Origin of the sequence: Sphingomonas sp. J315, from assembly GCF_024666595.1 — a bacterium.
In the GTDB taxonomy this organism is placed as follows: Bacteria; Pseudomonadota; Alphaproteobacteria; order Sphingomonadales; family Sphingomonadaceae; genus Sphingomonas.
The window spans coordinates 3,499,826-3,513,649 of record NZ_CP088296.1 but is presented as its reverse complement, the minus strand read 5'-3'; the positions used below and the strand labels follow the sequence as shown (position 1 = coordinate 3,513,649).

Annotated in this window: 10 protein-coding genes and 1 tRNA gene; 7 read left to right on the top strand and 4 right to left on the bottom strand. The window is 65.4% G+C overall.

Going from position 1 to position 13,824, the window contains the following annotated elements; translation table 11 throughout:
- Positions 1 to 106: 106 nt before the first annotated feature.
- Entirely contained in the window at positions 107 to 577 is a 471-nt protein-coding gene (locus tag LRS08_RS17820) for an Lrp/AsnC family transcriptional regulator (protein WP_260481073.1), read from the bottom strand.
- Between the two features lie 139 nt (positions 578 to 716).
- On the opposite strand from LRS08_RS17820, the gene ald reads away from it, so the two are divergent.
- Positions 717 to 1,823 carry an alanine dehydrogenase gene (ald, locus tag LRS08_RS17815; protein WP_257845906.1) on the top strand — a complete coding sequence of 369 codons (1,107 nt, stop codon included), beginning with the start codon at positions 717 to 719 and terminating at the stop codon, positions 1,821 to 1,823.
- 62 nt (positions 1,824 to 1,885) lie between these two features.
- Here ald and LRS08_RS17810 read toward each other — a convergent pair whose 3' ends face one another.
- The gene (locus LRS08_RS17810) at positions 1,886 to 2,263 is read right to left on the bottom strand and encodes an STAS/SEC14 domain-containing protein (protein ID WP_257845907.1); all 378 of its coding nucleotides are present in this window, start codon (positions 2,261 to 2,263) and stop codon (positions 1,886 to 1,888) included.
- Positions 2,264 to 2,646: 383 nt separating this feature from the next.
- Here LRS08_RS17810 and rpsA point away from each other — a divergent pair, with 383 nt between their 5' ends.
- The 3 genes from rpsA (at position 2,647) to LRS08_RS17795 (ending at position 4,970) form a co-directional block, all read left to right on the top strand.
- On the top strand, positions 2,647 to 4,359 hold the full coding sequence (gene rpsA / locus LRS08_RS17805; protein ID WP_257845908.1) for a 30S ribosomal protein S1: 1,713 nt from the start codon (positions 2,647 to 2,649) through the stop codon (positions 4,357 to 4,359).
- 182 nt (positions 4,360 to 4,541) lie between these two features.
- Entirely contained in the window at positions 4,542 to 4,820 is a 279-nt protein-coding gene (locus tag LRS08_RS17800; protein WP_257845909.1) for an integration host factor subunit beta, read from the top strand.
- A 62-nt stretch (positions 4,821 to 4,882) separates the two neighbouring features.
- Positions 4,883 to 4,970, top strand: a tRNA-Leu gene (locus tag LRS08_RS17795).
- Between the two features lie 3 nt (positions 4,971 to 4,973).
- On the opposite strand, the gene LRS08_RS17790 is transcribed toward LRS08_RS17795, so the two are convergent.
- Positions 4,974 to 6,311, bottom strand: coding sequence for a sigma-54 dependent transcriptional regulator (locus LRS08_RS17790; RefSeq protein ID WP_260481072.1), 1,338 nt, complete (start codon positions 6,309 to 6,311; stop codon positions 4,974 to 4,976).
- The gene (locus tag LRS08_RS17785; protein WP_257845910.1) at positions 6,308 to 8,086 is read right to left on the bottom strand and encodes an ATP-binding protein; all 1,779 of its coding nucleotides are present in this window, start codon (positions 8,084 to 8,086) and stop codon (positions 6,308 to 6,310) included. Before LRS08_RS17785 ends, LRS08_RS17790 begins: the two co-directional genes overlap by 4 nt.
- A gap of 199 nt (positions 8,087 to 8,285) precedes the next feature.
- Here LRS08_RS17785 and LRS08_RS17780 point away from each other — a divergent pair, with 199 nt between their 5' ends.
- From LRS08_RS17780 to LRS08_RS17770, 3 genes are read left to right on the top strand one after another with little or no spacing between them, the layout of a single operon-like run.
- A complete protein-coding gene (locus tag LRS08_RS17780) occupies positions 8,286 to 9,620 on the top strand; it encodes a dicarboxylate/amino acid:cation symporter (protein WP_257845911.1) in 1,335 nt (444 codons plus the stop codon).
- Between the two features lie 60 nt (positions 9,621 to 9,680).
- On the top strand, positions 9,681 to 12,755 hold the full coding sequence (locus tag LRS08_RS17775; RefSeq protein ID WP_257845912.1) for a TonB-dependent receptor domain-containing protein: 3,075 nt from the start codon (positions 9,681 to 9,683) through the stop codon (positions 12,753 to 12,755).
- Positions 12,755 to 13,675, top strand: coding sequence for an alpha/beta hydrolase (locus LRS08_RS17770; protein WP_260481071.1), 921 nt, complete (start codon positions 12,755 to 12,757; stop codon positions 13,673 to 13,675). Before LRS08_RS17775 ends, LRS08_RS17770 begins: the two co-directional genes overlap by 1 nt.
- Positions 13,676 to 13,824 lie beyond the last annotated feature (149 nt).

Below are 13,824 nucleotides of genomic sequence, written 5' to 3'. Positions count from 1 at the left end.
CCGTGGCGAGATAGCGAGGGGTCATGCGACCAATGCCTGTCCGTTGAAACAGCGCGGGCGGTTAGCACGTGCAGCATGGGGTAGCAACTGCACGCCCCGCAACCGCCTAGTCCGCCCCTACGAACAGCGCATCCGCCTCACTCCGCGTCGGGACCGATCGCAGGACGAAGCTGGAGCTGATCTTCACCACCCCGGGCAGACGTCCCATTTTTTCGCGGTGGAGTCGCTCATAGTCGTCGAGATCACGGCACAGTATCTTGAGCCGATAGTCATAGCCGCCCGACACCAGCGCGCATTCGACGATCCCGTCGATCTGGCCAACCGCAGCCTCGAACCGGGCGAGGTCCTCGTCGACTTCGGTCCCCAGCGTAATGTCGACAAAGGCTGTCACACTATAGCCCAGCCGCCGCAACCCGAGCCGTGCTGCATAGCCCTGAATATGCCCCGATGCTTCCAGCGCCTGAATGCGGCGGGTGCAGGCCGAGGGGGACAGGCCGACCTCGCCCGCGATCTGATTCACCGGCGCGCGGGCGTTTTGTGCGAGCAGTTTCAGGATTGCTCCGTCGATTCGATCCATCTTGCACAAAATTCCCGCTGAAGATCTTCCCACGTCATAAACGTGCATGAAGCCGTTGAACAGCGCATGAGTTTGCAGGGATTTGCGGTGGCAACCTGCGCTACGATCACCCCGAAACAAAATCATTCGGAGAGTGTCCATGCGCGTCGGTGTCCCCAAGGAAATCAAGAATCACGAATATCGCGTGGGCCTGACCCCGCCGCTCGTCGCCGAACTCAGCGCCGCCGGGCATGAGGTGATCGTCCAGAGCAACGCCGGCATGGGCATCGACTTCAGCGACGCCGATTACATGGCGGCGGGCGCGCGGATCGTCGGCACTCCGGCCGAAGTGTTCGCGCAGAGCGACATGATCGTGAAGGTCAAGGAGCCGCAGCCGAGCGAGATCGCATTGCTCGAACCGCGCCACACGCTGTTCACCTATCTCCACCTCGCCGCGGACAAGCCGCAGGCCGAAGGGCTGATGAAGTCCGGCGCGACCTGCATCGCCTATGAAACCGTGACCGCCAACGACCGCAGCCTGCCGCTGCTCAAGCCGATGAGCGAGGTTGCGGGCCGCATGTCCGTTCAGGTCGGCGCGCATTACCTTGAGAAGGAACAGGGTGGACGCGGTGTGCTGCTGGGCGGCGTTCCCGGCGTCGCTCCTGCGCGCGTCGCGATCCTTGGCGGCGGCGTGTCGGGCATCAATGCGGCGCAGATGGCGACCGGCCTGCGCGCCGACGTCACCATCTATGACATCAACAACACCCGCCTCGCCGAACTCGACATGCATTTCGGCAGCCAGATCAAGACCGCCTATGCCAGCAAGGCGGCGATCGCGGCGGCGGTGGCCAACGCACATCTGGTGATCGGCGCGGTGCTGGTTCCCGGCGCAGCGGCACCGAAGCTGGTGACGCGCGAGATGCTCAAGACGATGAAGCGCGGCAGCGTTCTCGTCGACATCGCGATCGATCAGGGCGGATGCTTCGAGACCAGCCATGCGACGACGCATGAAGACCCGGTCTATGAAGTCGATGGCGTGATCCATTATTGCGTCGCCAACATGCCCGGCGCGGTGGCGCGCACCAGCACCTTCGCGCTCAACAACGCGACGCTGCCGTTCGTGATGAAGCTCGCCAATTTGGGGGCGGAAAAGGCAATGGCCGCAGATCCGCATCTCGCGAACGGCCTCAACGTCTATCAGGGCAAGATCGCGTTCAAGGCGGTTGCCGACGATCTCGACCTGCCCTTCCAGGCGTGGAGCGCATAAGCGCCTGATCATTTTGCTCGCCGTCCCCGATCCCCCTCTTTCAGGGGACGGCGGGCATCCGGTCAGACGTCAGCCGTAACCCAGGTCTCGGCCGCATTCGGCGACACGAAGATGTTCTGATACTCGACCAAAGTCCGCCGCAGCTGCATCTTGAGCAGGCTGGACTCGACGATCAAGGCGATGCGGTCGCCGGCGCGATAGAGCCGCAGATTGCCCGCGCGCATCCGGTCTGCCGCCTCCTGCGTCCGGACCGGCGCGTTGCGCAGGTCGGCAAGGACGCGCACGCGGCCATGGCAGGCGCGCACGTCGTTGACGATCGGCCCAAGCACGGCGAGGTAACGATCGACCTCTTCGCCAAGGCGCAGGCCGGTGCAGCTGATCCGGATCAGGCCCAGACGATCGTCGCGGACGATTTCATATTGCCCCGGAATGGATGCCACGACACGCCCCTGCACGTCTGCGGCCGGTACTGTTACCGTTACCATACGCCCTCTCCCCCACAGGTTGTATTGGGTCCGCACCATGACGACGCGTGGTAAACAAACGGTAAGCGGGGTGCGGGGCGCAATTGCCAGATTTCCTTGCCTTTCGGGCAATCGCCGTCTATGGCGCGCCCGTTCTGCGAGCGGTGCTTGTGGAGGGAAGCGCGGGGCGTTGACGCCTACGCGCCGTTTTCGCTTTTTCGGAAAGAGCGGTTTCCTCCCTCCCCTTGGCTGTTTGCGGAATGCCGCGACCGGCATTCGGCCGCCGCGGCATTTCGGCCTAAAAGACCGCTGGATCCAACCAGCCGGCCGGAAAAACGATAGTTAGGACTGAACCCTTTATGGCCTCTACGGCAAACCCCACGCGCGACGATTTCGCCGCGCTTCTCGACCAGACGCTCGGCGGCGCAGAAAGCTTTGAAGGCCGCGTTGTCATCGGCACCGTCACCGGCATCGAAAACGATCTCGCCGTCATCGACGTGGGCCTCAAGAGCGAAGGCCGCGTGCCGCTGCGCGAATTCGCAGCGCCGGGCCAGAAGGCCGACCTGAAGGTCGGCGACGAAGTCCAGGTCTATGTCGACCGCGTCGAGAATGCGAACGGCGAAGCGATGCTCAGCCGCGACCGCGCCCGCCGCGAAGCCGCATGGGACACGCTGGAGCTCGAATTCAGCCAGGGCAACCGCGTCGAGGGCGTGATCTTCGGCCGCGTCAAGGGCGGCTTCACTGTCGACCTGTCGGGCGCCGTGGCGTTCCTGCCGGGTTCGCAGGTCGATATCCGTCCGGTCCGCGACGTTCAGCCGCTGATGGACCTGCCGCAGCCCTTCCAGATCCTGAAGATGGACCGCAAGCGCGGCAACATCGTCGTGTCGCGTCGCGCCGTCCTCGAAGAGAACCGCGCCGAGCAGCGTTCGGGCCTGATCCTGAGCCTCGCCGAGGGTCAGGTGATCGACGGCGTCGTCAAGAACATCACCGATTACGGTGCGTTCGTCGACCTGGGCGGCATCGACGGCCTGCTGCACGTCACCGACCTCAGCTACAAGCGCGTCAACCACCCGTCGGAAGTCCTGAACATCGGCGACACCGTCAAGGTTCAGATCATCCGCATCAACCGCGACACCCAGCGTATCTCGCTCGGCATGAAGCAGCTTGAGAGCGATCCTTGGGATGGTGCCGGTTCGAAGTATCCGGTCGGCGCGAAGCTGACCGGTCGCGTGACCAACATCACCGAATATGGCGCCTTCGTCGAGCTGGAAGCCGGTATCGAGGGTCTTGTCCACGTGTCGGAGATGAGCTGGACCAAGAAGAACGTCCATCCGGGCAAGATCGTGTCGACCAGCCAGGAAGTCGATGTGATGGTGCTCGAGGTCGATCAGGACAAGCGCCGCATCAGCCTTGGCCTCAAGCAGGCCCAGCAGAATCCGTGGGAAGCCTTTGCGGCTGCGCACCCGGTCGGCACCGAAGTCGAGGGCGAAGTCAAGAACGCCACCGAATTCGGCCTGTTCATCGGCCTGGACAACGACGTCGACGGCATGGTGCACATGTCGGACATCGCGTGGGGCATTTCGGGCGAGGACGCGCTGGCGCTGCATCGCAAGGGCGAGATGGTCAAGGCCGTCGTCCTGGCGGTCGAGCCGGACAAGGAACGCATCAGCCTCGGCATGAAGCAGCTTGAGCGCGGTGGCGTGCCGACCCCGGCAGCAGGCGGCGCAGGTTCGCGCGTCAACAAGAACGAGGTGGTCACCGTGACCGTGCTCGAAGTCCGCGACGCGGGTCTCGAAGTCCAGGTGGGCGACGATGGCGTGACCGGCTTCATCAAGCGCACCGACCTTGGCCGCGACCGCGACGAGCAGCGTCCGGAGCGCTTCCAGGTCGGCCAGAAGTTCGACGCGATGGTCACCGGCCTCGACCGTTCGAAGAAGCCGACCTTCTCGGTCAAGGCGATGCAGATCGCCGAAGAGAAGCAGGCGGTGGCGCAGTATGGCTCGTCCGATTCGGGCGCGTCGCTGGGCGACATTCTCGGCGAAGCGCTCAAGGCGCGCGAAGAGAAGAAGTGATCGGGCAGCGGGCGGGCGTTTCGACGCCCGCCCGTTTCCTGTCTTTTCAACGGCTTCAGACGATTGTTTCAAAATTCCGTCGCGGCAAGCAATATTCCGTTGCCGCGATGCTCAAACCCCGCGTAAACCCATGTTAACATCGCCAGGTCGGCACCATGCCGCGGCGGAAACTGGGGACGCACATGATTCGGTCGGAACTCGTTCACATGCTCGGCGCGGACAATCCCGACCTGTCGGCGCGGGAGATCGAGCGGATCGTCGATATCTTCTTCGAAGAAATCACCACACGTCTGGTTGAGGACGGTCGAGTCGAGTTGCGCGGCTTCGGCGCCTTCTCCACCCGCGCCCGTGATGCCCGCACCGGTCGCAACCCGCGCACCGGCGAAGCGGTCAATGTGGATGCGAAGCGCGTCCCCTATTTCAAGCCCGGCAAGGAAATGCGCGTCCGTCTCAACGTCTGAGCGCTGTGCCCGGCCTAAGTGCTTGGCACATCAACCTGAGACGGATAGAGCCAGCTCATCCTGCGGGCGTGGCGGAATGGTAGACGCACCGGACTTAAAATCCGTTGGGCCGCAAGGCCCGTGGGGGTTCAAGTCCCCCCGCCCGTACCAGCCTCAACGTCCCTTCCGAAAGTCGGCCGCCGCCAGGCCAGCGCGAGCCATCTTGTCATAAAAGGTCTTGCGCGGAATGCCGAGCAGTTCGATCGCGCGGACGACATTGCCGCGCGTCGCCTGCAACGCTTCGCGCAGCAGCATCGCCTCATAGGCCGCCACGCGATCGGGCAGGCTCTGGCTCGCCGCGACGGGGCCGGTGCCGTCGACCAGGTCAAGCACCGCACTGAACGCGAAATTGCGCAGCTCGCGCACATTGCCCGGCCAGTCATGGTCGAGCAAATGGCGGCGGATCGCGTCGGTCATGCGGAATCCCGTCTGCCCGGTCTGCGCCACCGCCTCGGCGACGAAGGCGGCAAACAGCTGGCCGATATCAGACCGGCGTTCGCGCAAGGGCGGGATCGACAGCCGCACGACGTTGAGCCGGAAATAAAGGTCGCTGCGAAACGCCCCTTCCCGCGATAGCGCCATCAAATCGCGCTTCGCCGACGCGATGACGCGCAAGTCGAGCGGGATCGGACGCTCGGCACCGACCGGCAATACCTCGCGCTCTTCCAGCACGCGCAGGAGGCGCGGCTGGACGTCGAGCGGCATGCCGTCGATATCGTCGAGGAACAACGTGCCCCGGCTCGACGCCTCGATCCGGCCGCTACGTTCGAACCGGCCATGCGGTACGGCGTCGGCGGCGTGGCCGAACAGCTCGATCTCGGCATGCGCCTCGGGCAGCGCTGCGCAGTTGACCGCGACAAAGGTGCGCGCGGCGCGGGGGGAGGCGCGGTGAAGCATTGCCGCGACGAGTTCCTTGCCGGTTCCGGTCTCTCCCTCGATCAGCACGTCGACCTCGGCGCGGGCGACTTGCGCGACGCTTTCGCGCAACCGCACGATTGCCGGGCTGTCACCGATCAATGGGCTGTCCGGCGGGCTGGCGGCAGCGGCGCGAAGTGCACGGTTGTCGAGGATCAGCCGGCGATGCGCGAGCGCGCGGCGGACGGCGGCGACGAGGTGATCTGCCGCGAACGGCTTGGACAGGAAATCGAACGCGCCGTCACGCAGTGCACCGACCGCCATCGGCACATCGGCATGGCCGGTGATGAGGATGACCGGCAGTTCGACATCCAGAGCGCGCAGGCGGGCGAAGAGCTGCAGCCCGTCCATCCCGGGCATCCGGATGTCGCTGACGACTACGCCGGCAAAGTCTGGACCGATCGTGGCGAGCAGCGAGGCTGCATCGGCAAAGGCCCGCACCGGCAGCCCCGCCAGTTCGAGCGTCTGGACATTCGCCTCGCGCAGCTGGGCGTCGTCATCGACGAAAAAGACGGTCTGATCGGCTTCGGCAATCATGCGCGCAACAGCGTCAGCTCGAACCGCGCGCCCTCCGTCGTCTCAGCCAAGGTCAGTTCACCCCCGAAATCGCGGGCAATATCGCGCGAGATGGCGAGGCCGAGGCCGAGCCCCTCCTCACGCCCGGTGACGAAGGGGGTAAAAAGCTGGTCGCGCAAGTCTGCGAGCACGCCAGGTCCGTTGTCGGTCACGACGATACGCGCGCGGTCCTCCTGCCCCTCCACCGCGATCGAGATGCGCGGGTCGGATTGCCCGGCGAGCACATCGAGCGCGTTCTGGACAAGGTTGATCAGAATTTGTTCCAGCCGCACGCGGTCCGCGATGACGCGGATCGCAGGGTCCCCGGTTCGATCCAGCGCAACGCCGACGGCGCGGACGCGGTCGCCGATCAACAGCATGGCCGAGTCGATCGCCGATCCGATCTCGACCGCGCCGACTTCGGGCGTCCGCTTGCGCGCAAAGCTGCGCAGCTCGCCGGTGATCGCGCCGATCCGCTCGGTCAATGCGCTGATCCGGCCGAGATTGTCGGTCGCCCGAGCCGCATCGCCCCGGTTGAGCAGCTGGCGCGCATTATCGGCAAAGGTACGGATCGCCGCGACCGGCTGGTTGATCTCATGCGCGACGCCAGCGGTGATCTGGCCAAGCGAGCCGAGGCGGCTGGCCTGCGCCAACTCCTCCCGCGCGGCGCGGTAGCGCTGGTCCGCGCGCGCGCGTTCGGCGCTTTCGGCCTCAAGCTGACGGTTGGTGTCGCGCAGTTCGGCGGTACGCTCGGCAACCTGGGTTTCAAGCGCCGCACGGGCGGCGTCCTGGAGCAGTTGCCGTTCACGTGCGCGCCACAACAGCAACAGCGCTCCGACGATCAATACGAAGGCAGCGAGTGTGACGAGCCGGGCATTGGCGTTGGCACTGACGAGCGCGGGGCGGAGCGGCATCAGGACATGGAGCCGCGCACCGGACAGGGGAGCGGCGACCGACGCAACGCGACGATCCCCTGCCGCGTCGCCTTCGCCCACATCCGCGCCATCGATGGTCAACGGCAGCGGGTCGAGCGGAAGGCTGCCATATTGGCGGGTGGTGCGGATCGCCTGACGACTGGCGGAGGAGAGCGGCGCGAGGGTGCGGAAACGCCAGTCGGGGCGACCGGTGACGATCACTACTCCGTGCCGGTCGGTGACGATTGTCGCCCCCTGCTGCCCCGCCCAGGCGGACTGGACGCGCTCGAACTCGATCTTGACCACGACGACGCCCAACGGGCGCGCCGCGCTACCGATCCGCTGGGCAAGATACAGGCCCGGCACCCCGCTGACGGTTCCGAGCGCGAAGAGCTCGGCGCTGCCGTCGCGCATGGCGTCACGGAAATAGGGACGAAATCCGTAGTTCTGGCCGACAAAGCTGGTCGGCAGGCGATGGTTGCTCGCCGCGACGGTCTTGCCCTGTGCATCGATGACATAGATCGCCGCCGCGTCGGTTCGCTCGGCGAGCAGCTCAAGCCGCGCATTGACCCGCCCGGCGACCGCCGCCGTCGGCGCTTCGAGCAGTGCGGGTACATCGGGATATTCGGTGAGCACGAGCGGAAGCAACCGGAACTTTTGCAGCTCGCTGGTCAACAGCCCGGCGTTGGCGCGCGCCAGCTCCGCCGCCGCCGCATCGGTCGTCGCGACCGCCTGCCCCCGTGCCCAGCGCGACGCGCCGAACCCGACCAGCGCGACCAGCGCCAATCCAATTGCCGCGACGAGCGCCAGGCGGCGCGGAAGGCGAGTCGTCCCTATCTCCATGCGGGCGAGATATCACACAATGATAGAAATCAATGCGCGGAAATTCGCACATTTTTTCAGGCAGGAGACCCTCTCAATTGCCATAACTATCTGTTTTAGCGCGATATCATGCCACGCTTCACCATCCCCCCTGTCCCCACCATACTCGCAGCAACTATAGCCAGACGGGCCAATCAAGGCACGCATGAGGGGATGGTTGATGGCGGTTGCACTCGATTACGCGGCGGAACCCGCAAAGCCCGGGCGCTGGTACACCCAGCTCTATGTCCAGGTGCTGATCGCGATCGCGGCAGGCGTCGCAATCGGCTTCTTCTGGCCGGGCGTTGGCGAAGCGCTCAAGCCGCTGGGCGATGCCTTCATCAAGCTGGTCAAGATGATCATCGCGCCGGTGATCTTTCTTACGCTGGTCACGGGCATCGCCGGGATGACCGAGTTGCGTTCGGTCGGTCGGGTCGCGGGCAAGGCGTTCGCCTATTTCCTGTTCTTCTCGACGCTGGCGCTGGTCGTTGGGCTCGTCGTCGCCAACACGGTCCAGCCTGGCGCTGGCATGAATGTCGATCCGGCCACACTGAATACCGGGGCGGTCGAAGGCTATGTCGCCAAAGCGCATGAAAGCGGCATCATCGAATTTCTGATGGCGATCATCCCGACGACCCTGGTGTCGGCGCTGACCGGTGATCAGCTGCTCCCGGTGCTGCTCGTCGCAATCCTGTTCGGAATTTCGCTGTCGATGGTCGGCGAACCTGCAGCACCAGTGCGTGACATGCTCGAGCGGATCGGGCTGGTGGTATTCAAGCTGGTCGGGATCCTGATGCGGGCGGCACCGATCGGCGCATTCGGCGCGATGGCCTTTACGATCGGCAAATACGGCATCGAATCGCTTGCCAATCTCGCCGGTCTGGTCGCGACCTTCTACCTCACTTCGCTGATCTTCGTGGTCGTCGTGCTGGGCATCGTCGCGAGGCTCGCCGGATTCTCGATCTTCAAGCTGATTCGCTATCTCAAGGCCGAGCTGTTGCTGGTGCTCGGTACCTCATCGTCCGAAAGCGCGCTGCCGAGCCTCATGGACAAGATGGAGCGCGCCGGTTGCGAAAAGTCCGTCGTCGGGCTGGTCGTACCGACCGGCTATTCGTTCAACCTCGACGGCACTAACATCTACATGACGCTGGCGGCGTTGTTCATCGCGCAGGCATGCAATGTCGATCTGACGCTGGGCGATCAGATCGCGCTGCTGCTGATCGCGATGATCTCGTCCAAGGGCGCGGCTGGTGTGACCGGTGCGGGGTTCATCACGCTCGCCGCGACGCTGTCGATCGTGCCGTCGGTTCCGGTCGCTGGCATGGCACTGATCCTGGGCATCGATCGCTTCATGAGCGAGTGCCGCAGCCTCACCAATTTCATCGGCAACTCGGTCGCGACGGTCGTCGTCGCGCGCTGGGACAATGCCCTGGACAAGGATGCGCTCGACCGCGCGCTGTCGGGCCATGCTCCCTCGGGACCGGCATGGCCGGCCGCTGAAACCGATCCGGACTGATCGAAGACAAGGGGAATGGCGGACGTCGAAGCCGCCTTCTCAGGACAGGGAGAGAAGACAATGACCGACCGCAACAGGCTCCGCATGCTGGCTACCGGCTCCGCACTTGCCGCGCTGGCGATCGCACTGCCCGCACACGCACAGGACGCACTCCCCGCCGATCCGGCAAGCGAGGAAGCCGCGCCCGCGCAGGAGGTTGTCGTCGTCGGCTCCCAGATCAAGGGCAAGGACATCACCACCGCCCTCCCCGTCTCCGTTATCGACCGCGCGCAGATCGACGCGACCGGCGCGCTGTCGGGCGACGACCTGATCCGGTCGATCCCCCAGGCGGGCGACGTGACCTTCAACGAAGCCAACAACCCGCAGACCAGCAACGCCGCGCGCGGCGACGTCAATTCGATCAACCTGCGCAATCTCGGCGTGGGCAACACGCTGGTTCTGCTCAACGGCCGCCGCATGGTCAGCCACCCGACCAGCCAGGCCGGTGACGGCAACGTGCCCGTGCTCGGCTACAACTCGAACGCGCTCCCCGTCGCGGGGATCGAACGGCTTGAGATTTTGCGCGACGGTGCGGCGGCGATTTATGGCGCGGACGCGGTCGCGGGCGTGGTCAACACCGTGACGCGGGGTGACTATGACGGCGGCGAGTTGAACCTGCGCTATGGCTATGCCGAGGGGACGCACCGAAAGGAGTTCGAGGGCACCGGCCTGATCGGCAAGACGTTCGACGAAGGGCGCGGGAATTTCTCGCTTTTCGTCAACTATGTCCGCCGCACCGCGCAGCTGGCCGAGGACCAGCCTTATACCGCAACCGACAATCTCCTGTCCTTCTTCGCCAACGATCCCGCCTATGCCGGCAACCTCGCCGCAGACGGACGCGCCACGCAGAGCCCGTGGGCGAACCTGGCGGTGGTCGGCGGCCCCGGCACGATCCGGCGCAGCCCGGGCAACCAGGCGCTGACCTCCTCGGCGGGCGCGTTCCACACCCAGTCGTCGCTCAACCCCGGTTGCGCGGTCACGGTCAACACCGATGTCTGCTTCGGCACCGGCACCCGCGCGACTGCAACGACGCTGCGCAACGAGCGGTTCGACACCCGCCCCGGCACCACCGTCACCCCGTCATTCAACCGCTACAACGCCTTCTTCACCGGGCGGTACGAGGTGAGCGATGCAGTCGAGCTCTATACCGAACTCGGCTATTACCTCGCCGACACGCAGCGCATTCAGCCGCCGACGATCAACCTCAACGCGATCGTGATTCCGGCAAGCAATTACTGGAACCCGTTCGGCCCGGTGACCTTCGCCAATGGACAGGCCAACCCGAACCGCATTCCCGGCCTGACCAACGTGCCCGCCGCGGGCCTGCCCGTGCGCCTCACAACCTATCGTTTCGTCGATGCGGGCAATCAGCTGGTCGAGGTCGAGAATTGGCAGTCGCGCTTCCTGTTGGGAGCGCGCGGCAAGATCGGGACGTTCGATTACGACACCGGCATCCTCTATTCGGAGGCGCAGGCGCGCGACAGTTCGAACGCGATCGACATGACCGCGCTTCAGCGCAACCTCGCGCTGTCGACCCCGGATGCCTACAACCCGTTCAGCGGCGGCTGCTCGGCCACGCCCTCGCTCGGCGACTGTTCGCCCGCCAGCGCGGCGACGATCGACGCGATCAGCTTCAACCTCGTCCGAAAGTCCAAGACGACCCTGCTGCTCGGCGATTTCAAGCTGTCAAACTCCAGCCTGTTCGACCTGCCCGGCGGCGGCGTCGGCATCGCGTTCGGCGTCGAAGGGCGGCGCGAGACGCAGCGGGATATTCGCGATCCGAATCTCAACGGCCAGATCACCTTCACCGACATGGTGACCGGCGAAACCAACCTGTCCAACGTCGCCGCGGTCAGCCCGACCCCTTCGGTGTTCGGCAGCCGGACCGTGCTGTCCGCCTATGCCGAACTCGCCGTGCCGCTGGTATCGCCGGAGATGGACGTACCGCTGGTCCACCGTCTCGACCTGCAGATCGCAGGACGGGCCGAGGAATATTCGGACTTTGGATCGGTGGCAAAGCCCAAGGTCGCGGCCGCGTGGGATATCGTCGACGGACTCCGGCTGCGCGGTTCGTGGTCGCAGGGCTTCCGCGCACCGAACCTGGAGCAGACCAAGACCGTCGCCTACTCGCGGCTCAACTCGAACACCGATTATTATCGCTGCGAAGCCGATCTGCGCGCCGGACGGATCGCCACCTATTCGGCGTGCAGCCGGGGGATCAGCTATGCGATCTTCATCAGCGGCAACCCGGATCTGAAGCCGGAGGAGAGCACCAACTGGACGGTCGGCACAGTCATCGAGCCCAAGTTCATCCCCAGCCATCTCGGCCGCCTGACGCTGACCGCGGATTTCTGGTCGATCCAGCAGACCGGGATCGTCGGCCAGTTCGGCGCACAGAACGCGCTGGTGCTCGACTATTTGCTGCGGCTGCAGGGGTCGAGCAACCCGAACGTGATCCGCGCCGCACCCACCGCCGATGACACACCGGTGTTCGCGGGCACCAATCTGCCCGCCGCAGGTGCGGTCACGCGGATCAATGACCAGTTCGTCAATTTGCTGCCCCAGACGGTGCAGGGCGTCGATCTCGCCGTACTCTACAATGTCCGCACCGATATCGGGCGGTTCGATGTGGCGTTCAACGCGGCGCGCCTGACGAAGTTCTCGCGTGAGACGCCGCCGGCGGTGCAGGCGCTGTTCGACGCGCGCGCGGCGGGACAGATCAACGCCGCCACTCCGCTGACCGACGCCAGCGACCTGATCGAGCAGCGCGGGCGCCCGAAGTGGCGCGTCACCGGATCGCTCACCTGGAGCCACCAGGGGTTCCAGATCGGCGCGTTCGGCAATTATATCGGCACGGTGTACGATACCAACTTCCTCGACACCAACGGCAACCCGTACAAGGTCGAGGGCAAGGCGTTCTTCAATCTCTACGCCCAGTATCGCATCCGCAAGGGACCGTTGGAGGACACCCGGTTCCGCATCGGCGCACGTAACGTGTTCGACACCGATCCGCCGATCGTCGCTGATGGCTATCTGGGATCGCTCTACGTTCCCTATGGCCGCTATCTCTACGCATCGATCGGCAAGCGGTTCTGATGCGCTGGATCGTCGCGCTTGCCCTGCTCTGCGTCGCGGTTCCGGCTGCGGCGCAGAGTGAGGTCATCACGCTGTGGCCGGGCGCGATGCCGGGCGGTGGGACCGCTGCGGGGCCGGAAAAGACCGGCAATGAGGGCGCTGCGACCGGCGCGGTCTCCAATGTCACCGTCCCGCGCATGGTGGTGGTGCGGCCGAAAAAGCCCAACGGGGCGGCGGTGCTGGTGATCGGCGGCGGCGGCTATTTCCGCATCCAGATCGGCAGTGCGGCAATGCCGACGGCCGAGTGGCTGGCGAAGCGCGGGGTGACCGCCTTCGTGCTCTATTACCGCCTCCCGGGTGACGGGTGGGCCTCCGAGGTGCCTTTCCAGGACGGGCAGCGCGCCATGCGACTGCTGCGCGGCAACTGGAAAACGCTGGGAATCGACCCCAAGCGGATCGGCGTCATCGGCTTCTCGGCGGGCGGGCATCTCGCGGGGACGCTGGCGACGCGCGGGGCGCATGATTTCTACCCCGCGATCGACGCGGTGGACACTGTCAGCGCCGTGCCGGACTTTGCCGGGCTGATCTATCCGGTGATCTCGATGCGCGCGCCGATCGATACGACGCGGACCGCGCGCTATGTCAGCAAGCTGCCCGATTGGCGCAATGCCTTCTCGGTCGAGGCGCAGGTGACTGGCACGACCCCGCCGATCTTCCTCGCCCATGCCTATGACGACCCAACCGCCGATGTCGCGCACAGCCTGAGGCTCGCGGCGGCGATGCATGCGGCAAAGCGCCCGGTCGAGATGCATTTGTTCCAGCGCGGCGGGCATAGCTGGGGGCTGGGCAAGCCCGGCGAGCCGGTCGCAGCATGGCCCCGCTTGTTCGCCAGCTGGGCGCGGTCGAACGGGTGGCTGGTGAGCGCGGCTGCTGACCAATAGCTCCCCTCCCTGAAAGGGAGGGGCCGGGGGTGGGTGCGCGCGTCTGCGCGCTCCAAAGACTCGTCGCCTGAAACAGAAGCGGCGGACAAGGCATCGAGCCTCGTCCGCCGCTAAACCCCCCTAGCCCCTCCCTTTCAGGGAGGGGAAGT